The sequence below is a fragment of the Solibacillus sp. FSL K6-1554 genome, from assembly GCF_038005185.1.
GTDB lineage: Bacteria > Bacillota > Bacilli > Bacillales_A > Planococcaceae > Solibacillus > Solibacillus silvestris.
This window is the reverse complement of the sequence record NZ_JBBOSS010000001.1, coordinates 471,493-494,956: the sequence shown is the minus strand read 5'-3', so window position 1 is coordinate 494,956 and position 23,464 is coordinate 471,493. Positions and strand designations below refer to the sequence as shown.

Genomic DNA, 23,464 nt, shown 5'->3' with positions numbered 1-23,464 from the left:
CGATGCTAACTTGTCCTATTTTATACTCACTTGAAATTTTAGTATACATTTTTATTAAGATGTATTAATTTTCTAGCATGACAGTTATCCTCCTCACTCCCCTATATTTACTCTCGTTTTTTTACAGGCGTTAAGTAATTTTCTTTTAAATAACAAGCTAATTGTATTTTCAGTGCATCTTCCTGTATTTGAAACGAGATATTTAATATTTGCTCAATTCGGCTTAATCGCTGGTACAAAGTGTTGGTATGAATATGTAAATGCTGTGCTGTTTGCTGAACGGAGCGATTAAATCTGAAATAGGCCAACAATGTTTCATACAGGTGACTTTTATTGGCTTTAGTCAATAACTCACCGATTTGGTCATGAATGAAGTTTGCCAAGTCTTTTGGCGGGACTTGTAAAATCAGCTGGTTGAGACCGATTTTATCGTAGCTCGTAATTGTCCATTCACCACGTACATGTAAAAAGCGCAATGTTTGCAGCGCTTCTTCGTATAGAGAAGAAACTGTCTGTAGGGTTTTATATTGTTTACTAATTGCGCACCGAAAAAGCGGTTTATGCAGTGATTGCCACTTTTTTTGTAGGCGCGAGAGTGTTTCGTTTAATGTTGTAAGCATTGCTGGTGACGGCACACCGATTAAAAGAGTGATTTTGTTTTTTTCATAAAAAAGTAATTTCCGTTCACCTGTAAATTGTTCCTTTAGCATGGAGATGAACTGATGTAAATATTGTTCAATCGATAACATGTCGGCCGTTTGTTTGAACTCGAAAATACATAATCGGTAGTAGTCCAGCACATCTAGATCAAGTTGATATGCCATAGAAGCAACTGTTTTTTGATTAGGTGCATCGATGATATGCTGGAATGTTTCCTGCATTCGTTTGTTATGGTGCTCCAGAACATTTTTATTGCGTAAAATTTGCAGTGTTAAAATATTGGCCCCCTGCTCCAGTGTTTGCTGATCTTTGTAGGAAATGATGCCTTTCTGTTCAATAATCATACTCCCTAAACAAATATCCAAATTATAGAGAGGATAAACAATAAAGCTGCGGTCATTTTTAAGCCGATACTCAAATGGCTTCATTTTCAAGAATAATTGTTTTTTTATTTTAGCTTTTGTGTGAGGGGGAATGGACTGATCATCTTCAAAAAACACATCATCATATGCATCATAAAAACCAATTGGTAATTGTGTTAAGTTTTTTAGTTCATTTAAAATGACGGAGATCGGTTCGTTTTGTAAGAGCAATTGATTTAATGTAGCATGCACATCATAGCGCTGTTTAAGAAGGGTATGTTTTGTCTCTAATGCCAGAGATAATTCGTGCGCTTCTTTTACTTTCTCAGTCATCTGTTCATAATACTGGGCTTTTTGAATTGCCACCCCTACCTGATCGGCAAAGGCTTGAAAAAATAATAGATCTTCTTGTGTGAGGTCTCTTTTCTTTTGAAGTTGGTGAAGGATCATGATGCCGATTGGCTTAGCATCAACAGTTATCGGTACACAAAGAGCTGCTTGCGGAACATGTGCGCTCTTTAATATTGTCTGTAAATTACGCGGGCTTACATTTTGATGGTACATAGCAGCCATAATTTCATCGTAACTGTTAAAGAACTCACCGATTCCTGTCGCAAATACACGACCAGTAATGGCCTCATTCGGCTTTGTTTGAAATTGTTCAATAAGTGGCGGGAAATGAATATAGGTTTTCGGAATTAGACACTGTTTCTGTTCATCAAAAAGCATTAAATACCCTGCATCTGCTTCAGGAATAACGTTCAGTGCATGCCGCATGATTGTATGTAATACTTCATCAATATGAAGTTTGGAAGTGATTGTCCGGATACTTTCCACGAGGATAGATAACTGTTTATTTGAAAGTGTTAAGTGACGTAGAATTGCTTCTTGTCCATCTGACATAGACATTCCCCTCTTTCTGAAATATATAGAATATTCCATAATTTTATTTATAAATATAGAGGATTACACATTGTTTCGCAACAAGAAAACAAAGTATAGTATTAAAAAACTGAATTGTTCGTCAATTTAAAGGAGGGGTTTTATTGAACTTAGCATCAGAGATTATGGATCATCCGATTTTATGGGTTATAGCATTTGTCGTTGTACTCATTGTAATTTTCCAAGCCATTGTCTTTATAAGGATTTCAAAGAAAGTAGCACCAGAAGTAGGCTTAACGAACAAGGAAGTCACTTCAATTATTCGAACAGGTGCAATTAGTTCATTAGGTCCATCATTTGCCATTATTATCGTGGCCATTTCTTTAATTACTTTAATTGGTGAACCAACGACAATGATGCGAATTGGTATTGTCGGATCAGCACCGATCGAAACAGTAGGAGCAAGTCTTGGGGCCGAAGCAGCAGGTGAAGAGTTAAGTGACAAAAGCTTCTCAGCACAAGCATTTACAGCAGCAGTTTGGACAATGTGTTTAGGCGGCATGGGATGGTTGATTGTTACAGCATTGTTTACGAAATCTCTTGGTCGCCTTCAAAGTAAGTTAACGAGTGGTGGCGGCAATCGGGCAAAATGGTTAAGTGTCATTTCGACTGCAGCAATGATTGGTGCTTTCGGATATTTTGGTGGTGGCCAGATCGCAAAAGGTATGAATGAAACGATTATTTTTATAGTCGCTTTACTTGTAATGCCGGTTATTATGTGGGCAGCTCAACGCTTTAACCAGAATTGGCTCCGTGAGTGGTCACTAGGATTAGTTATTTTAATCGGTATGAGCGTCGGGTATTTCTTAATTTAATTGAAGGAGGATGATTAAAATGGTCGTTTTAGAGCGTCACACAACAGATGCTTCACCTACAAAAAGCGAGGAAAACTTTGCAACGTTTCATAGTCAGGCACATTTCTGGGGGCGTCTTACTATTTGGAGTGTCATCATTTGTACGATAGCCCTTCCCCTCTATTTATCATTTGGTCTAGGGTACCATCCAGGTTGGTCTGTTATCTTAACAGGTTTTTTAAGTTACGGGGCCGTTGTATCGATCATCTGGTTTGTCGAGCCAATTAGCTACTACCCTATTTTAGGTGTGTCGGGCACGTATTTGGCCTTTCTAACAGGTAATATCGGAAATATGTGCTTACCTAGCGCATCTATTGCCCAATCCATCGTAAAAGCAGAGCCAGGGACGCGCAAAGGTGAAGTTACCGCAACATTAGCGATTTCTGCCGCTTCCATTGTGAATACAACAATGCTTATAGCTGTGATTTTAGGGGGGTCTTACTTAATTAATGCGTTGCCTGAGTCAATCCGCGCCAGCTTCAGCTTTGTATTGCCGGCTATCTTTGGTGGAGTGCTTGCGCAATTCGCATTAAAAAAACCCGTTTGGGGAATCGGTGCTATTGGATTAGGGATTTTTGCAGCGCTTGGCCCCATTCCGCCGTCGTTCCAAACATTTATTTGTATTGCAGGAACAGTCCTCTTTGCCGTAATTCTTGAAAAAATGAAAGCGAGTGAACAAACATCATGACAATTAAACAACAGTTAATGGATAAGTTAGCAGCACGAAACGATGAGATGATTGCCATTCGCCGTCATCTACACGAACATCCGGAACTCTCCTTTGAAGAACAGCAAACAGCACAGTATATCGCGGATTTCTATGCAAATAAAGACGTAAAGGTCCATCGCAATGTCGGCAATGGGTACGGAATTATTGTAGAAATTCAAGGGCAAAATCCAGGTCCTGTCATCGGGATACGTGCAGATTTTGATGCTTTACCGATTGAAGAAGAAACAGATGTCCCATTTAAATCGAAAAACCCGGGTGTCATGCATGCTTGCGGTCATGACGGTCATACCGCGTATTTGCTCATTTTAGCGGACTGTCTCATCCAGTTAAAAGATGAATTACACGGAACAGTGAAAATTATTCATCAGCATGCAGAGGAAAAACCGCCTGGTGGTGCCAAAAGTATGATGGCTTCCGGTTTACTCGATGACTGTGAAATTATTGTTGGGGCACATTTATTCCCAACATTTAAAGTCGGACATATCGGATATCGTGCTGGCGCTGCAATGGCCGGCCGCTCATTTTTCAAATTGGTCGTACATGGTACAGGAGGGCATGGTTCGTCCCCTCACCTGGCGAATGATGCAATTGTTGCAGCCTCGAACTTTGTAACGACTGTACAAACGGTTATTAGCAGACGGTTAAACCCGTATGATATGGGTGTCGTTACAATCGGTTCATTTGATGGAAAAGGAACGTTTAATGTTATTAAAGATGCCGTAACGCTTGAAGGTGATGTGCGTTATATGAACGACACTGTTCACGCTACGATTGAAAAGGAAATCAAACGGTTAGTAGACGGTTTAGAAGTCCAGTTTGGTGTTACTTGCACGCTCACTTACGAAAAGGATTATCCACCGTTAGTTAACGATAAGGACCTGACAAACTTTGTCGTTGAAACATTGGAAGCTTCGGAACAGGAAGAAATCATTGCGATTGAAGAAGCACCGTTGTTTTCAGGGTCAGAGGATTTTGCGTATTATGCACTCGCAAAGCCATCCACTTTTTATTATATTGGCTGCCAACCAACGTACTTAGATGTACCTTATATGAACCATCATCCAAAGTTCGATATTGATGAACGGGCATTATTAGTTGCAGCAAAAGCTGGTGCAGAAGTCGTTGCCAAATATTGCTTAAAATAAAGTTGCCTAAATGCCATTACTCTCTAAGGAGAAAATGGTATTTTTGCTGTGTTTAAAACTAATTTCCTTCATCCAACAGGTCATACATACCCCCATCAAAAACATCCCTATCCTCATGATGTATCAAAGCATTATAAATACTGACTAAAGCCTATTCCAAATAGAAAGTAATGACATAAACATATTAAAACAATCTGATTTCAAGGAAATAACTTGTCTCTTATTCAACATAACATTTAAATGGGTTTTACTTTTAAGGAGGAATAACAAATGATGCATCCACATACAGAAATTCAATTTGTCAGTGAGCAGGTAGGCGTCGGTGTCTTTGCAACTAAACTAATCCCTAAAGGGACGATTGTTTGGATTAAAGATGGCCTTGACTTGATGCTGACAGAGGAGTTTATCGAAAGTCTTGGTGATTTGCAAAAAGCGGATGTCTATAAATATGCGTACTTAGAAACTGACGGTATCTATGTCCTTCATTGGGATCACGCAAAATATATGAATCACAGTTTCAAACCAAATTGTGTCGATACAGCTTATAATTTTCAAATGGCCGCAAAAGACATTCAACCTGGCGAGCAATTAACATGTGATTATGGAACTTTAAAAGGTGTTGAGGATTTTGAGTGCATCTCTGAGGAAGGCACATCGAGAACTAAAGTAACGGCAAATGACTATTTAACCTATTATGAAGAATGGGATGAAATGGCACGAGATACATTCAAATATTTCAATGCCGTAGAGCAACCGTTAAGGTATTTAATCAACAAGCAATACGTTAACAAAGTGAATGCAGTTGCGAATGGTACTGCGCCAATGGATTCGATTCTTACGCTATATTAGATGAATTTGAAGAAACTACGGTACCCATTTAAAACATAAAAACCGCACTTGTTAAAGTACGGTTTCCGTTCCTGCATGTAATCAATAAAGCGAATTACTCATCAAATTTCATGCCTTTTAATAAATCCGCAAACGCGTTATTAATTGGCTCTACTTCTTTTTCTTGCTGCTTCAAATATTTTTGAACACTGCGTTTATCAACTTTACCGCCGCCTTCTTTTTTACGGCGCGCTTCGAATGCGGATAATTTTTCGCGGTAACCGCACTTACATACAAAAATTTGGCCTTCACCTTGTCCGTGCAGCTCCAGCTTTTTCTTACATTGCGGACAACGGGCATTCGTTACACGCGAGACATTTTTGCGGTGACCGCACTCACGGTCCTGGCATACGAGCATTTTTCCTTTTTTCCCGTTTACTTCAAGCATTGGCTTTCCGCAATCCGGGCAGGACTTCGTTGAAATATTATCATGCTTGAACTTTTTATCGCTGTTTTTAATATCGGCAACGATTGCTTTTGTATGCTGCTTCATTTCATTAATGAAGACATCTTTTTTCAGCTTGCCCTTAGCAATTTGCTCAAGCTTTTGCTCCCATTGTGCGGTTGTTTCCGGAGATTTTAGTTCATTCGGTACCAAATCCAGCAGCTGGCGGCCTTTTGACGTAATATGAATGTCTTTTCCACGCTTCTCAATAAGGAACGAATTGAACAATTTATCGATAATATCGGCACGTGTCGCAACAGTCCCTAGCCCACCTGTCGATTTTAATGTATCGGCAAGCGCTTTGTTTTGCGTGTTCATATATTTCGCCGGATTTTCCATCGCTGTCAGTATTGTCGCCTCTGTAAAACGCGCTGGCGGTTTTGTTTGTCCAGATGTTTGGGCAAGTAATGTCACGTTTAGCACTTGTCCTTTTTCAAGACGCGGCAACAGCTGTTCCTTCACATCCTCTGAAGTTTCCTCGTCATCAAAACGATTCGAGTATACTTCTTTCCACCCAGCAGAAATAACCGTCTTACCGCGTGCGATAAATTTCTCTTTCCCGATTTCGGCTTGAACTGTTAATTGCTCATACTCATGTGCAGGGAAAAGAACTGCAAGGAAACGTTTTACAACCAGATCGTAAATTTTACGCTCTTTATCATTGAAGTTCGCAAAATTCACATATTCTTCAGTCGGAATAATCGCATGGTGATCGGATACTTTACTATCATCAACAAACGATTTACTTGCTTTAATCGGCTTTGTTAGTACTTTGTTTGCTAACGTACGATATTCCCCTACAGAACAAGCTTTCAAACGCTCAGGTAATGTGCTGACAATATCGGATGAAAGATAACGTGAATCCGTACGCGGGTATGTGAGCACTTTATGTGATTCATATAGCTTTTGCATAATATTCAACGTTTCTTTTGCTGAATATCCGAATAGCTTATTCGCATCACGTTGTAATTCAGTTAAATCATAAAGTCCAGGAGAAAATGTCTTTTTCGGTTTACGTTCAATATCGATGACTTTCGCATTTTGCTTATCTAATGTATGAACGATTTTGTCGATCTTTTCTTTATCAAAACTGCGTGCATTGCCGTTTTGATCCTGCCATGTCAATTTCAGCTCTTTCGTTTGAGCTTCGATTCCGTAATACGTTTGAGGTTTGAAATTCTTTATTTCATCTTCACGAGCGGCAACCATTGCAACAACCGGTGTTTGTACACGACCTGTATTAAGCTGTGCATTAAATTTCGTCGATAATGCGCGACTTGCGTTCAGTCCGATATACCAGTCAGCTTCACTTCTGGCAACCGCTGCATAATATAGATTTTCATATGCTTTCCCTGGCTTTAAATTCGCAAAGCCTTCTTTAATCGCTTTATCGGTAACCGAAGAAATCCATAGACGTTTAACCGGTTTATTTACTTTTGCGCGTTCAATAATCCAGCGTGCAACAAGTTCTCCTTCACGACCGGCATCTGTTGCAATAATAATTTCATTAACATCATTACGTGTAAGCTGTGATTTTACGGCATTGTACTGTTTGCTTGTCTGCTTGATTGTTGTTAGTTTCAGACGTTCGGGCAGCATCGGTAAATCTGCTAAATCCCACTTCTTATATTTCTCGTCGTAGCTTTCCGGATCTGCCAGCGTTACTAAATGTCCTAAAGCCCATGTGACGATATATTTGTCTCCTTCTAAAAATCCATTACCTTTTTTATGACACTTCAGCACATTCGCAATATCCCGTGCAACTGAAGGTTTCTCTGCTAGTACTAAGCTTTTAACCATTGTAAACAATCCTTTCGTAACTCTTTGAACCAACTATACCATACATCAATAGTACCTAGACGTATTTGCTTTACGTCCGTTTTTGAAAAAATATAATTGAATGTCACAATAAATTTGTATAAGAATATAATATGATGTTTAGCTTTTGAAAGGACGGGTATATTAGTTTTAAGCAACAAAATTATTCAAAAATGATTTTGGGTAGTTGATAACGAATATTTTTAATAAAAGGTAAAAAAATTATTAAATACATAAATTTTTACTTATTATTCCTTTTAAACAATATAAAAGCACTATTAAATCGGTATATTCATCTCATACTATCCCTTCATTTGTACGAAAAATCAAAATTCTCTACTGTATTTCGAGAATTTTTAGTAGACATTTGGATAATGTTGTTATACAATAAACTTAATTAAATTGCTTAAGCTGTTTACGATCAATTCACATATTAAAAAAGTGAACGTGTACGCTCCCTTTTTTAATGTGTGAATTTTTTATACATTTAGCAATTCAATTAATTAATTTTTTGGAGGTTTTCTCTCATGCAACAAGGTACAGTAAAATGGTTTAACTCAGAAAAAGGTTTCGGTTTCATCGAAGTTGAAGGCGGTAACGATGTATTCGTACACTTCTCAGCTATCCAAGGCGAAGGTTTCAAAACTTTAGACGAAGGTCAAAAAGTTGAATTCGACGTTGAAGAAGGCAACCGTGGCCCACAAGCTACTAACGTAACAAAACTTTAATTCTAACGAATTAAGTTCACATAGTTAGTTGCAAGAAGCATACTCTATCGGGTATGCTTCTTTTTATAGTTTCATAATGATGAAAAAATAGCCGTGCCGGAGATTAACTTTCGACACGGCTATTTCTATTTTTCACACCTATTCATGTTTCGTTCGTTTCTTGAATAATATAATCGATTTGATAACAGCTATACTGCCCAAATTGTGATGATGGTAATGTACTTATTAACTCCGGAAGGTCCCCCTCCTGCTTGTGAAAGTTCTGCTATTTGCGATAACTGTGTGCTTGGCAACCATTCAACCACTTTAAAACGAGTACATTTAATGAAGAAAGTTGATGAAGGCATCATATCGACGGTGAAATGTCGCAAATTGAAATTATATAGTGTAAATCGATGTATCGTATACCCTATTTCCCAGGAAATCCATTATAATCCGACAATCTCTTTTAACTCCGTAACTTTTGTTCATGATAACGGCACTTCTAATTTATTTGTACTTTGAAGGGATAAGCTGTATGTAACTATTGCGTGTGCATGTAATTATTTCCCTTACTTTTTGCAAATTAACGATAGAGGAACGGTGTTAGTGGAAAAAGCAGAAATGGTGCAACGGTTTTTTAAGTTCACATATCCTTTTATCTTTGTATAAATACACAGAATAAGAAAAGCTATCACTCGAATTTCTCCGAGCAATAGCTCCCCCACATTTTCTTATAATATTTCTGCTAAACGTTTAATACCCTCTTCGATCGTTTCCGGTGTTGCATTTGTATAGTTCAAGCGTAGTGTGTTAACTGATTCTTTATCCGTGTAAAATGGATTTCCCGGCACGAATGCCACTTTTTTCTCCATCGCCTCCGTAAACTTATCAAGCGCATTTACTCCTTCCGGAAGTGTGACCCACACGAACATACCGCCTTCAGGTTTTGTATATTTCACATATGGTGGGAAATATTTTTCCATTGCCGCCAGCATTGCATCTGCTTGTGTTTTGTATAGCGCTATAATTTTTTCAACATGCGCTTCATATTCATTATTCGTTAAATACTGGTGCAAAATATATTGTGCAAAAATATTAGTATGTAAATCCGTTGCCTGCTTCGCAGTTTCGACATGATTTAGTAGTTCATGGTTTTTCGTCAAAATATAACCTAGGCGCATACCTGGTGTAACCGTTTTTGAAAACGAACCTAATACGACACTGTTCGTCATCTTCCCTGCTGCGATATACGGCAAGTGTTCACCAGTAAAACGAAGCTCGCCATATGGATCGTCCTCGATAAAAATGACATCTTGATCTTTTACCGCCTCAAACACTTCTTCACGGCGCTCTTTCGTATACGTTAACCCAGTAGGATTTTGGAAATTTGGTACTGTATATACCATTTTCACATTTGGCTGTTTTAGCGCATCCTTAAACTGTTCAACATTCAGCCCTTCTGTTTCCAGTGTGACACCGTAGAAACTTGGTTCACGTAATGTAAAAGCCTGGATCGCGCCTAAATAGCCTGGCTCTTCAATAACAACGCCGTCCCCTTTGTTCAGCAAAACTTTGGAAATTAGCTCCAATGCCTGCTGGGATCCTGTCGTAATAAGGACATCCTCTGCTGTATAATTTAAATTCGATTGCTTGTTATTAAGCTTGTCTGCAATATACTGACGTAGCGGCAAATAGCCTTGTGTCGTAGAATATTGGAATACCTTTGCACCATTCGCATCAATCGCATCATTTACCGACTGTTTTAACTCATCAATTGGAAATGAGATTGGATTTGGCAAGCCTCCCGCAAATGAAATGACGTCGTACGCATCCGTTACCTTTAAAATATTGCGGATGAATGATGACGGGGTTTTTAAAATACTATCAGAATATTGCATAGTGGACTCTCTTCCTTTTTGTAATTTTCAAAATTTTATCACTTTTCAACTAAATACACAATAAGCATGTACCATTTTAGAAGATACATGCTTATTGCTAGTAAGATCCTGACATGAAGTTGTTATTCCGATTATTTACCTAAACTGATAAACTGTCATAACTTACGCTAGCCTTTGCTTTCTTCCTACTAATAAATAGTAAAGCGGGATACAAATAAGAATTAGCGGAATCATAGAAACAAAGATTGTTCGGTATGTTGTATGGGGTTCGATCATTCCAAGAATAAAAGGCCCTACCCCTAATCCTAAATCGTACAAAATAAAATATGTCGATGTTGCTAAGCCGAATCGATGAGGCTCCGTTACTTTAACCGCAATTGTTTGAGCAATGGAATTGAAGTTCCCGTAGCCAAAACCAATTAGGACAGCTGCTACTAACAGCATCCAGCCTGCAGATGCCTGGCTAAACAGCAACATTCCTACTGCGAATACAGCAAGACATGGGTATACAATCACGTTGGGACCGCGAACATCCATTAATTTCCCTGTAAACGGGCGGGAAATAATGACAATTCCTGCATATGCCAAGAAGAAATAGCTTGCCGCTTCCACTAAGTTGATTTCTCTTGCATAAAACGTAATAAACGTCATGACGCCAGAGTACGCAAAACCGATTAATAAGGCAATAAATGAAATCGGAAGCGCTTTTGGTTCAATAAATTTTTCGATAAACGATAACTTCTCTGTCTGTTGCCCATTTTGCTTGTTCACTGGTGGTAAAGAGATTTTAACAAAGAAATAAGCAATTAGTAACATAAGCGAAAGACCGGTGTTCATATAGAAAATGACATCAAAGCCATTTTCAAGCTTCAGCATGAACATGCCGACGAATGGACCAATGGCTGTTGCCAGAACCGCGCTAAGACTAAAGTATCCAATCCCTTCTCCTTTACGTGAGATCGGTAAAATCATAGCAACAATCGTACCTGTCGCTGTCCCGATCGTCCCGACTGCAATCCCTTGCAATAGACGGATGATCAATAAATAGACAACGCCCCACTCCATTAAATAAAGTGTTGTTGTTACAAAAAATAAGACAAGGCCAATTAAAAGCATCTTCTGTGGCCCGATATTGCCGATAAGACGCCCAGCCCCTAACCGGCCGATCAATGAACCGATAATAAAAATACTCGAAACAAGCCCCGCAATACTTGTAGAAACATGGTATGTATCTACTGCATAACTTGAAATAGTCACCATTAAAAGAAAGAACATTAAAATGGATACAAAGTTAATGATCGATACAATAATAAAATCTTTCGTCCATATAGGTTCTTTTATTTCCTTCATTCTAGCCCTTCTTTCAATATTTTCTCCATATCAGACAGCGCTTTTTTGAAAAGCTCCTGTTGTTCGTCTGTCAGGTTATTTAATAGCTGATCTTGTAGAAATTTAATTTCCGGGGAAATATTTTCATACAATTTTTCTCCTTTTTCCGTCAAACTTATATATTTTTCACGTCTGTCATTGCCTTGTTTCAGTTGGATAAGCTCTCGTTTCGTCAATGTCTTAACATTTGCAGAAACAGTTGGCTTCTCGACATCCCAATATTTCGCGATTTGACTCATTGTAGCCAGCTCTTCATTCGCCAAATATTGCATCAAAGACCAGTTGGCATTGGACAGTTCATGCCCTGCCAGCATACTAGTAAGACGCTGCATATAACGTTTATGAAAACGGTGCAATTGTAAAAAGAAAGTCATAATTAGATTACCTCCCTTTATTTTCTATAATGGTTAGTTAACCTAACTAATTAAATAGAACTCTACTTCATTTGTCAATCTTTTTTTGCTGAACGCTATTGAATTGGCATTGCATGATGCTTTTAAAAAGGATCAATCAAGTTATGCATGCATCTGCATTAGCTCCTCCTTCTCCTTAAAACAAATAAACACGCTTCATAGCCTTAAAGACTACGAGCGTGTTCATTTGTTTTAAAAGAATATTAATAATAAAATACCTACTAAAAAGCAGTAATACGTAAAGTAGTGGAGCTTTCCGTTTTTCATAATCCCCATGAACCATCGCATAGCGAAATATGTCATAAACAATGTCGCAAGGAATGTAACTGTATACGGAATGGCTAAATCCATTTTGTTTGGCTCATCGAGGAAGTCCGTAAACCCTAATACGACACCACCTAAACTTACCGGAATATACAGCATGAATGAGAAACGCAGTGCCGTCTCCTGTTTCATTCCAACAGCAATTGCGGAAATAATTGTTGCACCTGACCGGCTAATTCCCGGTGTTAATGCTACAGCCTGCCCAAAACCTACTAATAAGGCATCCTTTGCTGATAAATCCCCATCACGTTTCGTTCCGCGTAAATTTCGAATTAACCATAAGGCAATACCTGTCACAAACAGCATAATCGCAATCGTCGTCATGCTCACACTATCTGCAATAACATCACTCAGCAAAACACCTAAAACACCTGCTGGAATCGAACCGATAATGACATACAGTGCAAAATTAAAGTCTGTACGGTATCGCGCATTTCGTGTTTTAATATACAGTAAAAATCCAGTAATTAATCGAATAATATCTTCACGGTAAATAAACATAATCGCAATCAATGATGCCGTATTCGTTAGAATCGCGAATGTAAAGCCCTGTTCACCCATTCCCAGAAGTTCACTTACAATCATGACATGCCCGCTTGATGACACCGGAATTGGTTCAGTTAAGCCTTGGACAATACCGATAATAAAATGCTTTAACACTAAAATTAAATCAAAATTTTCCATTTGTATCTCCTAAAAAAGTAGTTCTCCTCTGTTAGACGCAAAAGACGCCTAAATGTTCACTTCCTTACGATAATACTGTTCTTTGATGTGTGCAAGCGCTTTTGGCATTGTTCCGTCCGTTACTAAAAATAAGTGGCGGGTCGCTCGAGAAGCAATTGTATACAGTAAATACGCATCCATCTCTTCCCGGTATGCATGGGCATTGGCATCTGCCACAAGAACAGTTGTAAATTCAAAGCCTTTCGCCATATAGCCTGGCATGATGAGCAACCCTTTCATATAAACTTTCTGTTCTTCTGTAACGAGCTGAAGCTGTGGAAGAAGCGGTTTTAATTCATTGTATAATTGTTCGCATGCCAGCTTATTTTTGCATAAGATGACGAAGCTTTCCTCTTCTTTATAATGCGAACCGACAAGACGAGCAATTGTTTCACCCACTGATTTCGTTTCGATCATTTGTGGCTTATCTCCAGATACACCAAGCGACTCGGTTGTCGTGTTGTTCAAAATCGCGCTCATAAAATCGGTAATTTCATTTGTCGAACGATATGATTTATTCAGCTCGACAGCTTTGAAATGCTTGGACAATGGACCTGCCAGCGAATCCTTCATTTGCGGATGCACAACCTGGTTTTTATCACCCAGCAACGTGTAATGCGCTTTTGGATGCATTGCTTTAATCGTCAACAATTGCAAATACGAATAGTCTTGGATTTCATCAATGACAATATGTTTAATTGTATTATCCGTATACAAGCCTTTTACAACCGCTTGCATATACATGATTGGGGCCAAATCTTCGTAATATAATATGCGCTGTTTCAGCGTTTCAGTCGTTACAGCCTGAATCATTTGTGTTTTTAAATTATCGTTTTGGAATGTTAACGAATGAAGATACATTTTATTTAAATTCACAAAACCTAGCTGATGAATCGCATTTTCAAGTTTGCCGTACTTTTTTTGCAGCTTTTCATTTGCCTGTTGCTCGATTTCCTTATCTGTGCCGATATACGTATTGACCGCCTTTAATTCCTTCATTAATACTTTGCGGTCTTTCTTTTTTTCCTGCTCTATTTTTTCCAGCAGTACTGTACGAATTTTTTTTAGGCGAAAATCTATATCCAATGTGCCGAACTTGTCATAAAACAGGTCGGTCAGTTTTTTAGCGGAAACAAACAGCTTTTCTTCCACCTTCAAATTATAAAATGGCATGCCACTCTTCTTTAGACTTTCAATATATTTCAGCAGCTGCTTTACGTATGCATGCGAGCCTTTGAATGCATAGTGCTCGCGTTCCTCCTTGCTCCCCTTTTGAAGACGTTCAATATTTTCGTAGCTTGTCTCTGCTTTGTAATAAGATAATTTCAAATCGCGCAATAAACGGTAATACGTCGTATGTTGAACATTATCCTCACCGAGCTCAGGCAATACGTTCGAAATGTAGTCATTGAACAAATCGGATGGCGAAATAAGCAAAATACTACGTGCATTCATTGTTTGGCGGTATTCATACAGTAAATAAGCAATTCGCTGCATCGCAACAGATGTTTTCCCGCTGCCGGGCGGTCCGAGTACGATTAAATTATCTTTATTTGATGAACGAATGACGATATTCTGGTCACTTTGAATCGTTGCGACAATCGATTTCATCTTTTCTTTTGCCGTATCCGACAGCAGGCTTTGCAGCACTTCATCGCCTACATAAATATCCGCGTCCAGTACTTGCAAAAGCTCATCGTACTTTACTTTATACTGACGGCGGCCTTGTATTGTAACCGGTATATATTCCCCGTCTGGAATTTGATAGCGCGCCTTTCCGACTTTATTTTCATAAAAAAGGCTGGAGATCGGTGCTCGCCAATCATAGATCAGCACATCATCCGTTTTAGGTTCGCGGAATGTCGATAGGCCAATATATAAATGTTCACGTTCGCCTTCTTCATTTTCAATTGAGATACGCCCGAAATACGGACTTTTATATAAAATTTGCATTTTGCTTAATTGTTCGCTTGCATTCAGGTACTCCCGTTCGCGCAATTGCATCGTTTGCAGCATTTGCGAAAACTGGATGGCACTTTCCCCTGATACATCGTTAAACTCCGAAGATGCTTGTGAGCGTTCCTCAACAATGTCGCCTTTTTGCTTTTTTAAATGATTGGACTGAATCTTTATTTGTTGTTTTAGAAGTGCACTAATTTCCTTTAAATGTGTCTCTTCCTGTTGCCATATCGTTTGTTCCACTATCGGTTCGCCTCCAAATGCTCCGGAAGTAAAATCTTCTCTTTACATAAATATTCATGGTACTTCAAAATGACGTTGGATTCAATTGAAACTATTTACGAATCCTCCTCATTACAAATTTTAACAATCCTATTATAGCATCTTCCTAATCCTAAATTATGTTGAATAAAGAAATATATTATACGCAAGTTTATATACATGAATTTTTGAGGAGTTATGATGCATTTGCTGAGGGTAATAAAAAAGAAGCTTCCGTATTTAAACGGAGGCTTCTTAATGGTTATTGCATATCAACTGCTTGTTTTGATAATGTTTTTGTCATTTCGCAATATTGAACGAATACGCGTGCAAGTTCGCGCAGGCGGTTGTGTACATCTTCATCAATAATTTTATTTTCTTTATCGAAGTGGTCCGCATGTGTGTATACATAGTTTGGTGTAACTAGGCAGCGGAAGTAATCAAGAATCGGACGCAGCTGGTTTTCCAGTACTAAATGATGCTGGTATGTTCCGCCATTGCCGATAATTGCTGCCGGCTTGTAGCGTAACGCTTTTGGTGGAATCATATCAAAGGCATTTTTCAGTACGCCTGGAATTGATGCCTGGAAAATCGGCGACGCGAAAATGTAAGCATCTGCTTCTTCAAATTTTTGAATCATTTTTTTCATATCATCATTTAGCGGACTGCCATCTAAAATTTGATGCTGTAATTTCGAGAAATATAAAATCTCCAATTCTAGCGAAGGGTTGAAAGCTTGAATATATTGTTGAACCTGTTCCAAAAGAACGCCGGTTTTACGACCAAAAATGGTTCCATCGACAAGTAATATTTTCATAAATGTTCCTCCATGTAAATCATTGTACTCATATTGTATCAGAATAACATTGCTTTTTAATAGGTAGTTGCTTAGTTAAGTTCAATTTCAGTCTTTCGTCTTACATTGTTATATCGGGAAAGGGATTAGAATAATTTCCCACTAGCATTGCTAAGTTTCGTTACGGTTTCGTTTCTTGACCGGTTTCAGAAATAGCAGATAAGATTAGCCTTATAACCAGCATTACTCCCTATTATTTGGGTTTTCGTTTTTCCGATTGACCTCTTCGTCCTCAATACCTACTGGCGATAGCACTTCTTCTTTGTATTTATCCCAGTTAAAGCTCACTTCTTCCTCTTCTAAAGCTTCTTTCTCTTCAATAATGGGCATTTGCATTTCCAACATTTCATCGGATAAGTATATCGCCACTTTTTGCTTTTTCCCGTGTAGTGCAATTACTTTCATTGCCAATGCAATTTGCGTTGCCGGAATGGAATGCATCTTTTTCAACGGTCCGACTAAGATTGGGTTCAGCACCTTTAATACTTTATCACCTATTGTTTCTCCTAGACGGAATTCTTGGCGATCTCCTGTAATAAGTGATGGACGTACGATGGATAGTCGCGGGAAATCCATTTTAATAAGTTCTGCCTCCAATTTTCCCTTTACCTGACTATAATAAGCAAGTGCCTTCTCATTTGCTCCCATTGCGGAAATAACAATGAAATGACCAACTCCTCGGTTTTTTGCGATGGCTGCAATCGTTAATGGGTACTCAAAATCGACCTTTTCAAATTGTTGCTTTGACCCGGCTTTTTTCATCGTCGTTCCTAAACAACAAAATACCTCATGAGCAAATTCAATATCCTTATCTGCAATCTGATCAAATTCACACAGCTTTACAACTAATTTTGGGTGCGTAAAATCAAGCGGTCTTCTCGAAAGGACATTGACAGCTGCATACTCCTCACTCTCGCATAATAACTTCACAAGGGAAGAACCGACCAATCCTGTTGCACCTACGACCAACGCTGAACGCATGGTTTTCATATGTTTCCTCTTTTCTTTATTTTGATGTATGTATATGTAGAAAGCTCTTTCATTCATAATTTCGGCAATCCCACCATATTTTATAGAGATAGTGGAAAGGATGGGATTTACGTGCAAAAAAGAAAAATTATATGGATTATCGAGCATTGTGAGATTAAAGGAACATATCCTTTTGAGCGTGCAGTAACTTTGGCAAATCTGTTGCAGGATGAAGAGGTCATTCTCTTTGTAAAAACTGCAAACGAACAGCTTCTTGATAAATTGGCCCAAACAGGCTTAAATATTGTAAAGTTTGATCGTTTTATCGAACTTAAAAAGAAAATGCGTGAATTGGAGCCTCATTTAATTATCCATGAAGGTAAAGATACCCAAGTTGAACAAATTGAAATGATTAAACCGTTTTGCTCGACGATTGTTCATTTTGACGATTTTGGCATGGGTGCACAGCTTAGCGACTGTCATATCGTTTCGTTGTTTGGGGAATCCCATGAAGAGCCGCATACACATGAACTGGCAGGCAGCTATGCGTTTGCCGTCCCGCCAAATTTAGAAAAGGTCGCACACCACATCCTTGAAAAACCTGACAGCTCGATTAAAGATTCGCTACCCCATATTGTTGTCGCATTTGAAGATGGGGATAGCAACAACCTGACTTACCGCACTTTACGCCACTTAACACAATTGCAAATTCCATTAAAAATTTCAGTCGCGATTGACGATGAATACCATCATGACATTGATAGTCTAAAAATGATGGCACTAAGCCGAAAGAATACTGTCATCGTTCAAAAAGCTGATGCCCTGCTCGAGTTGATGCCACAAGCAGACTTGATTATTTGCAATGCCAACTATACACCATACAAAGTGGCAGCAGCCGGGATCCCTTGTATTACAACGGCCCAGCAGGATAATGAGCTGAACTATGCATTCACACGCGAAATGAACGGCTTTATCCATATTGGCCTAGGTCGGAAAATGAAGCAATCCATTATTCAAAATGCCGTGATGGAACTTTTACTTCATGAGCAGCGCCGTGAACGAGCTGTACGCAAGCAGCGCAGTCTTGAAATTTTAACAAATAATGAAATCCTCAAAAACCTGCTGCTCGATTTAGCTTATGCCCGTCATAATATGGCCCATATTTAACTAAAAAATTAGGCTTTCCCCATCACATAAATGTATGCATTATGTTACAATATGAAAAGATTAATTTCCGAAAATAAAGGAGTAATTAATGATGCTAACAAAAGACCAGCTTCAGCAGCAAATCGCCGAATTAAAGAATGATTACATCAATCTTCAAGGCGACATGGAAAAGCTAGAATCACTTGGCCATGCAGACTCAGTAAAACAAGCGCTCGCACGCCTTGAAAATATGGAAGCACGGCTAGCAGAACTAAACAAACAGCTCGCAGCACTTTAATGTTGCGGGTTTTTTAATGGATAAATTTTTCAGAAGAATCTAGTTGATTGGAATGCAGGCGATGAGTAAAGCTTCCGCCAAACAAAAATCAACGTTATTAGTAGCAAACACTTAAACACTCGGAGGATTATATATGGCAATATTAACTGTTGAAAATTTAGGTCATTCATTTGGTGACCGTACGTTATTTAAAGATGTTTCGTTCCGTCTTGTTGAAGGCGATCATATCGGACTTGTTGGTGCAAACGGTGTTGGGAAATCAACATTGATGAGCATCATTACAGGGCAAGCAATTCATGATGAAGGAAAAGTGGAATGGCTGCCTGGCACACATTACGGTTATTTAGATCAGCATACGGTTTTAACTGCCGGCCGTTCAATGCGTGATGCATTACGTGACGCGTTTGCACCTTTATATAAGAAGGAAGAGCGTTTAAATGAAATTTCTGTGGAATTAGGCGAGCCTGATGCAGATTACGACAGCCTATTGGAAGAAATGTCTGAAATCCAGGATGCATTGGATGCCGGTGACTTCTATAGCCTCGATATGAAAATTGATGAGATTGCTCGTGGTTTAGGGTTGGATGCAATCGGCCTGGAGCGTGATGTTGCCGCATTATCTGGTGGACAGCGTACAAAAGTTTTACTTGCTAAGCTTTTACTTGAAAAGCCAAAAGTATTATTACTGGACGAGCCGACGAACTATCTTGATGAAGAGCATGTTACTTGGCTGAAAAACTATTTGAAAAACTATCCGTATGCATTCCTGTTAATCTCGCATGATACGGAATTCATGAACAATGTTGTCGATGTGATTTTACATTTAGAATTTGCTAAAATGACGCGTTACACTGCCACATATGAGAAATTTATCGAGCTTGCTGAAATTAACAAGCGCCAGCATATCGATGCATATGAAAAACAGCAGGAATTTATTAAGCAGCAGGAAGATTTCATTGCACGCAACAAAGCACGTTACTCAACAAGTGGTCGTGCCAAATCACGTGCGAAGCAGTTGGATCGTATGGAGCGCATTGATCGCCCGGAAACTGCCGTAAAACCAGAGTTCAGCTTTAAAGAAGCGCGTACACCTGGCCGTTACGTAGTGGAAGCGGAAGGTTTGGTAATTGGTTATGATAAAGAAAAACCATTATTGCCGCCACTTACATTCCAAATCGAGCGCGGTGAAAAAATTGCGTTAGTCGGCATGAATGGTGTCGGGAAATCGACATTACTGAAAACAATGTTAGGCAAAGTTCAACCGTTGGACGGTAAAGTGATTTTAGGTGACTATTTGGAGCCATCATACTTCGAACAGGAAGTAAAAGCAGATAAAATCACACCGATCGATGATGTATGGAATGCGTTCCCTTCTATGGAACAAGCACAAGTTCGTGCTGCATTGGCACGTGCCGGTCTAAAAACGGACCATATTACTCGCCCACTGAATTCTCTTTCTGGTGGTGAGCAGGCAAAAGTACGTCTTTGCAAGCTGATGATGGATCAAACAAACTGGTTGATCTTTGACGAACCGACAAACCACTTGGACGTTGATGCGAAAGAAGAGCTTAAACGCGCCATGAAAGAATTCAAAGGTACAATCGTTCTTGTATCGCATGAACCGGAATTCTATGAGGGCTTGGCTACGAAAGTGTGGAACGTGCAAGATTGGTTCACGACGCGCGAAACAAAGGAATTAAACGAATTTAAATAGTTTTTAATGAAGCAGCGCACTCTTTTACGGAGTGCGCTGTTTTGAGTTTCGGTTTGTTTTACCCAGAATAAATGTGGCAAATATTTGAAAATTACCTTTAGTTTTCGGAATTTTCCGCCAATATAATAGCGCTTGGCAAGGACTTTTTATTATAACTAACGAATATATTAAATGTTCGAGCATTTATTAGAAACACTGCCAATTTTATTGAAACAAATGCTGTTTTATTGGTAATCTCAGTTCAATATCCTCTGAATTCCAAAAAATTTTTTTACAGAAAGTTCTAACTGGCATAATTCAGGAATATATTAAAAAGTCGCGGTATTTTAGAGCACTCTCCAACTACATATTAGAATAATTTCCCATTTAAAACTCACCGCGCCCAGTAATCCCCTCCCTCTTCTAATTTCTACTTTACAAAACTGTAATATTAAATTAGAAACTTTTTATAGTTTTATACGTATAATTTATTAGAAGAATGGGTAAACAGATATAGGGAAACATATAATAAACTTGTTGCATTACTAATAGCTTACTGGTAAGATATTATTATAAGTAAATGTCTTACAACTAAGCTATCACCAAATTATTGATTATGGGAAAGCGAGGAAATTAATTATGACAGTAACAATCTATACACAATCGAGCTGTTCCTCATCACGAAAAGCATTGAAATGGCTAAACGAAAATAATATTACTTATACTGAAAAAAGAACAACTTCTCAATCTTTGACTTTAGCAGAGTTTAAACATATTTTAAGTATGACTGAAGATGGTACGGATGAAATTATTGCGACAAACTCGAATGATTTCAAAAATCTGGACATTGATATTGATCAGTTATCCATTCAAGAGTTGTACAACTTAATTCAGCAGCATCCTCGTATGTTGCGCAGCCCTATTTTACTTGATGAAAAACGCATTCAGATCGGCTATAACGAAATGGACATTCGTCGTTTCATCCCTCGTAAAGTACGTGCATTTGAATTAAATGCCCTTCAAAAATTAGCCGTAGAATAGTGATAATATTTGGAGTTGACACTGATGAATGAGCATAAACGCGAGCAGTTAACCGAACTTTTTGAACAGATGACATCGTTGGAACGCAAAATTGCTAATCAATGGAACAGTCAAAATCAGTTAGGCTTCTCGAAATCACATATTTTAATTTTGGCTTATTTGCATACAGACGGACCAAAGCGCCCTTCTGCCATTGCAGAAAAGCTGAAAGTGACAACAGGTGGCGTGACTGTTTTGACGACGAAGCTCATTAAGGCGGGGCTCATTGAAAAAACACAAAATGAAACGGATCGCCGCGCTTCGCAAATTCATATTACCGAAGCAGGAATCGAAGTACTCGAACGCTCTCAACAGCAAGTAGACAATCTTTTCGAAAATCTGTTCGGCATGTTAACAGAAGATGAAATTAAAACTTTAACGGCAATCTTTGAAAAATGTACGAAGTTTTAAAAAAGCGAGCAGCTCTTTGCTCGCTTTTTTCTGTTGCAATCAGCTATTGTAGTCAATTATTAAAATAAAAAACGCATCTATTTCAATGCGCTTTTCGTAAATTTAACAAGTTCCTCATATTGGGCCTGAATTTCTTCAGTTGTCGTAGAATCGTATAGATATAATTGCTCCGCTGTCGACTCGAATAAACCAATTAAAATTCGCGATGTACGTGAAGCATCAATAGTCGAACGAATTTCGCCTTTTTGTAATGCTTCATTCAATAAATTATACACCCACTCATAAAACGGCGCATATATTGATTCCCATTGTTTTAAATGTTCACTTTGTGCAAGACCTGCATATAAAATCGCAAACAACTCTTTTTTCTGCTCATTAATTTGGAACACTGCTTTAATAAGTTGCTCAATTTTTTGGTCAAAAGACTCATCTAAATTAACATTTTCTTCGATACTTTTCATAATTTCATCTACAGCATATTTAGCAATTTCAGGCATGACTGAAAATTTTGAAGGGAAGTACAAATAAAATGTGCCTTGAGCAATTCCAGCGGCCTTAACTATATCTGAAATTTTTGTGCCTTCTACACCTTTATTTATAAATTGCTCAATTGTTGCTTCAATAATTTTTTGTTTTTTATTCAATACGCCATCCCCTATCTTGTTGAATGAAGTTCATTCAGAAACTACTTTCATGATAACGAAAGTTCAAAGAAGAAACAATGTACCAAAACAATAATATCATGCTATGAAACATATTTTAATCCGGAAACTCCAATAACAATCACAAACACAGCCACCATTCTTCCTATGCTCCTTGACTCGCCGAAAAAAAGCATATTAATAATGACTGCTGCTGTTGTTCCAAGACCAATCCAAACAGCGTAAGCAATACTTACCTGCAAATATTCAAAAGATGCATATAAAAAGTAAAAAGCACTACCGAAACCCGCAACAAGTGTTACTAAATCTTTCGGCTTCTTCGAGGTACTAAATTTCTTAAGTCCAATAACTCCAATTGTTTCTAATATTGCAGCTAAAATTACAAAAATCCATCCCAATTATAGCGCCCCCTTTTCTACCTTCCGTTCAGACAATGTATCCGCTATATTTAACATCATCACACCTATTACAATGATACTTATGAATACAATTTTCAATGTTGTAAAGGATTCACCAAATAAATAAACATCCATCAATGCCGTACCAATTGTCCCAATGGCAGCGAAAATTGCATAAACTGTTCCAGTCGGTAGTCCTTCACACGCTTTTGCTAAAAAATAAAAATCAACAGTGATAAGTGGGATAATAATTGCCCAATGCCATGACGCACTTGCTACATTGAAGCCGTAAATCCATAATAATTCGCACAAACTTGTTAACCCTACATAAATCCATGACTTTTTCATCTCTTACCTCCTACAATTAATGACTGACGTTCATTCATAATTTATCATATTATATTATTGAAAGCAAATCACGTATTAATAA

General features: G+C 38.3%; 22 protein-coding genes. 10 read left to right on the top strand and 12 right to left on the bottom strand.

What is annotated here, in order from left to right:
• Window positions 1–107 precede the first annotated feature (107 nt).
• Window positions 108–1,925 carry a helix-turn-helix domain-containing protein gene (locus MHB58_RS02490; protein ID WP_014824802.1) on the bottom strand — a complete coding sequence of 606 codons (1,818 nt, stop codon included), beginning with the start codon at window positions 1,923–1,925 and terminating at the stop codon, window positions 108–110.
• A gap of 143 nt (window positions 1,926–2,068) precedes the next feature.
• Between MHB58_RS02490 and MHB58_RS02485 the strand changes: the two genes are divergently transcribed.
• From MHB58_RS02485 to MHB58_RS02470, 4 genes are all read left to right on the top strand, one after another.
• Complete coding sequence (locus MHB58_RS02485) at window positions 2,069–2,779, top strand: DUF5058 family protein (RefSeq protein ID WP_014824803.1); 711 nt, start codon at window positions 2,069–2,071, stop codon at window positions 2,777–2,779.
• A gap of 19 nt (window positions 2,780–2,798) precedes the next feature.
• A complete protein-coding gene (locus MHB58_RS02480; RefSeq protein WP_008404649.1) occupies window positions 2,799–3,506 on the top strand; it encodes a hypothetical protein in 708 nt (235 codons plus the stop codon).
• A complete protein-coding gene (locus tag MHB58_RS02475) occupies window positions 3,503–4,693 on the top strand; it encodes an amidohydrolase (protein WP_014824804.1) in 1,191 nt (396 codons plus the stop codon). Before MHB58_RS02480 ends, MHB58_RS02475 begins: the two co-directional genes overlap by 4 nt.
• Before the next feature lie 270 nt (window positions 4,694–4,963).
• A complete protein-coding gene (locus tag MHB58_RS02470) occupies window positions 4,964–5,542 on the top strand; it encodes an SET domain-containing protein (protein WP_014824805.1) in 579 nt (192 codons plus the stop codon).
• Window positions 5,543–5,636: 94 nt separating this feature from the next.
• On the opposite strand, the gene MHB58_RS02465 is transcribed toward MHB58_RS02470, so the two are convergent.
• On the bottom strand, window positions 5,637–7,826 hold the full coding sequence (locus tag MHB58_RS02465) for a DNA topoisomerase III (RefSeq protein ID WP_041865800.1): 2,190 nt from the start codon (window positions 7,824–7,826) through the stop codon (window positions 5,637–5,639).
• Window positions 7,827–8,371: 545 nt separating this feature from the next.
• Here MHB58_RS02465 and MHB58_RS02460 point away from each other — a divergent pair.
• Window positions 8,372–8,572, top strand: a complete 201-nt coding sequence (locus MHB58_RS02460; protein ID WP_008404655.1) for a cold-shock protein — start codon at window positions 8,372–8,374, stop codon at window positions 8,570–8,572.
• A gap of 713 nt (window positions 8,573–9,285) precedes the next feature.
• On the opposite strand, the gene MHB58_RS02450 is transcribed toward MHB58_RS02460, so the two are convergent.
• The 7 genes from MHB58_RS02450 to MHB58_RS02420 form a co-directional block, all read right to left on the bottom strand.
• On the bottom strand, window positions 9,286–10,452 hold the full coding sequence (locus MHB58_RS02450) for an aminotransferase-like domain-containing protein (protein WP_008404656.1): 1,167 nt from the start codon (window positions 10,450–10,452) through the stop codon (window positions 9,286–9,288).
• A gap of 162 nt (window positions 10,453–10,614) precedes the next feature.
• Window positions 10,615–11,802, bottom strand: a complete 1,188-nt coding sequence (locus tag MHB58_RS02445; protein WP_339263671.1) for an MFS transporter — start codon at window positions 11,800–11,802, stop codon at window positions 10,615–10,617.
• Window positions 11,799–12,215 (bottom strand): MarR family winged helix-turn-helix transcriptional regulator, encoded by a 417-nt coding sequence (locus tag MHB58_RS02440; RefSeq protein ID WP_008404661.1) that lies wholly within the window; start codon window positions 12,213–12,215, stop codon window positions 11,799–11,801. Before MHB58_RS02440 ends, MHB58_RS02445 begins: the two co-directional genes overlap by 4 nt.
• A gap of 231 nt (window positions 12,216–12,446) precedes the next feature.
• Window positions 12,447–13,262 carry an undecaprenyl-diphosphate phosphatase gene (locus tag MHB58_RS02435; RefSeq protein ID WP_008404662.1) on the bottom strand — a complete coding sequence of 272 codons (816 nt, stop codon included), beginning with the start codon at window positions 13,260–13,262 and terminating at the stop codon, window positions 12,447–12,449.
• Window positions 13,263–13,310: 48 nt separating this feature from the next.
• Entirely contained in the window at window positions 13,311–15,503 is a 2,193-nt protein-coding gene (gene helD / locus MHB58_RS02430; protein ID WP_340734604.1) for an RNA polymerase recycling motor HelD, read from the bottom strand.
• Window positions 15,504–15,783: 280 nt separating this feature from the next.
• Window positions 15,784–16,338 carry an NADPH-dependent FMN reductase gene (locus MHB58_RS02425; RefSeq protein ID WP_008404666.1) on the bottom strand — a complete coding sequence of 185 codons (555 nt, stop codon included), beginning with the start codon at window positions 16,336–16,338 and terminating at the stop codon, window positions 15,784–15,786.
• 222 nt (window positions 16,339–16,560) lie between these two features.
• Entirely contained in the window at window positions 16,561–17,367 is an 807-nt protein-coding gene (locus MHB58_RS02420; RefSeq protein ID WP_014824809.1) for an NAD(P)H-binding protein, read from the bottom strand.
• A 111-nt stretch (window positions 17,368–17,478) separates the two neighbouring features.
• Between MHB58_RS02420 and MHB58_RS02415 the strand changes: the two genes are divergently transcribed.
• From MHB58_RS02415 to MHB58_RS02395, 5 genes are all read left to right on the top strand, one after another.
• Entirely contained in the window at window positions 17,479–18,513 is a 1,035-nt protein-coding gene (locus tag MHB58_RS02415; RefSeq protein ID WP_014824810.1) for a PseG/SpsG family protein, read from the top strand.
• An 88-nt stretch (window positions 18,514–18,601) separates the two neighbouring features.
• A complete protein-coding gene (locus MHB58_RS02410; protein WP_008404672.1) occupies window positions 18,602–18,790 on the top strand; it encodes an SE1832 family protein in 189 nt (62 codons plus the stop codon).
• A gap of 133 nt (window positions 18,791–18,923) precedes the next feature.
• Window positions 18,924–20,504: an ABC-F family ATP-binding cassette domain-containing protein gene (locus MHB58_RS02405; protein WP_008404674.1), complete on the top strand. Its 1,581-nt coding sequence runs from the start codon at window positions 18,924–18,926 to the stop codon at window positions 20,502–20,504.
• Window positions 20,505–21,122: 618 nt separating this feature from the next.
• Window positions 21,123–21,524 carry a transcriptional regulator SpxA gene (spxA, locus tag MHB58_RS02400; RefSeq protein ID WP_008404676.1) on the top strand — a complete coding sequence of 134 codons (402 nt, stop codon included), beginning with the start codon at window positions 21,123–21,125 and terminating at the stop codon, window positions 21,522–21,524.
• 24 nt (window positions 21,525–21,548) lie between these two features.
• Window positions 21,549–21,974 (top strand): MarR family winged helix-turn-helix transcriptional regulator, encoded by a 426-nt coding sequence (locus MHB58_RS02395; RefSeq protein ID WP_008404678.1) that lies wholly within the window; start codon window positions 21,549–21,551, stop codon window positions 21,972–21,974.
• A 77-nt stretch (window positions 21,975–22,051) separates the two neighbouring features.
• On the opposite strand, the gene MHB58_RS02390 is transcribed toward MHB58_RS02395, so the two are convergent.
• The 3 genes from MHB58_RS02390 to MHB58_RS02380 form a co-directional block, all read right to left on the bottom strand.
• Window positions 22,052–22,618 (bottom strand): TetR family transcriptional regulator, encoded by a 567-nt coding sequence (locus MHB58_RS02390; protein WP_065216674.1) that lies wholly within the window; start codon window positions 22,616–22,618, stop codon window positions 22,052–22,054.
• Between the two features lie 101 nt (window positions 22,619–22,719).
• Window positions 22,720–23,034, bottom strand: coding sequence for a DMT family transporter (locus MHB58_RS02385; RefSeq protein WP_008404681.1), 315 nt, complete (start codon window positions 23,032–23,034; stop codon window positions 22,720–22,722).
• On the bottom strand, window positions 23,035–23,382 hold the full coding sequence (locus tag MHB58_RS02380; protein WP_008404683.1) for a DMT family transporter: 348 nt from the start codon (window positions 23,380–23,382) through the stop codon (window positions 23,035–23,037).
• Window positions 23,383–23,464: the final 82 nt, after the last annotated feature.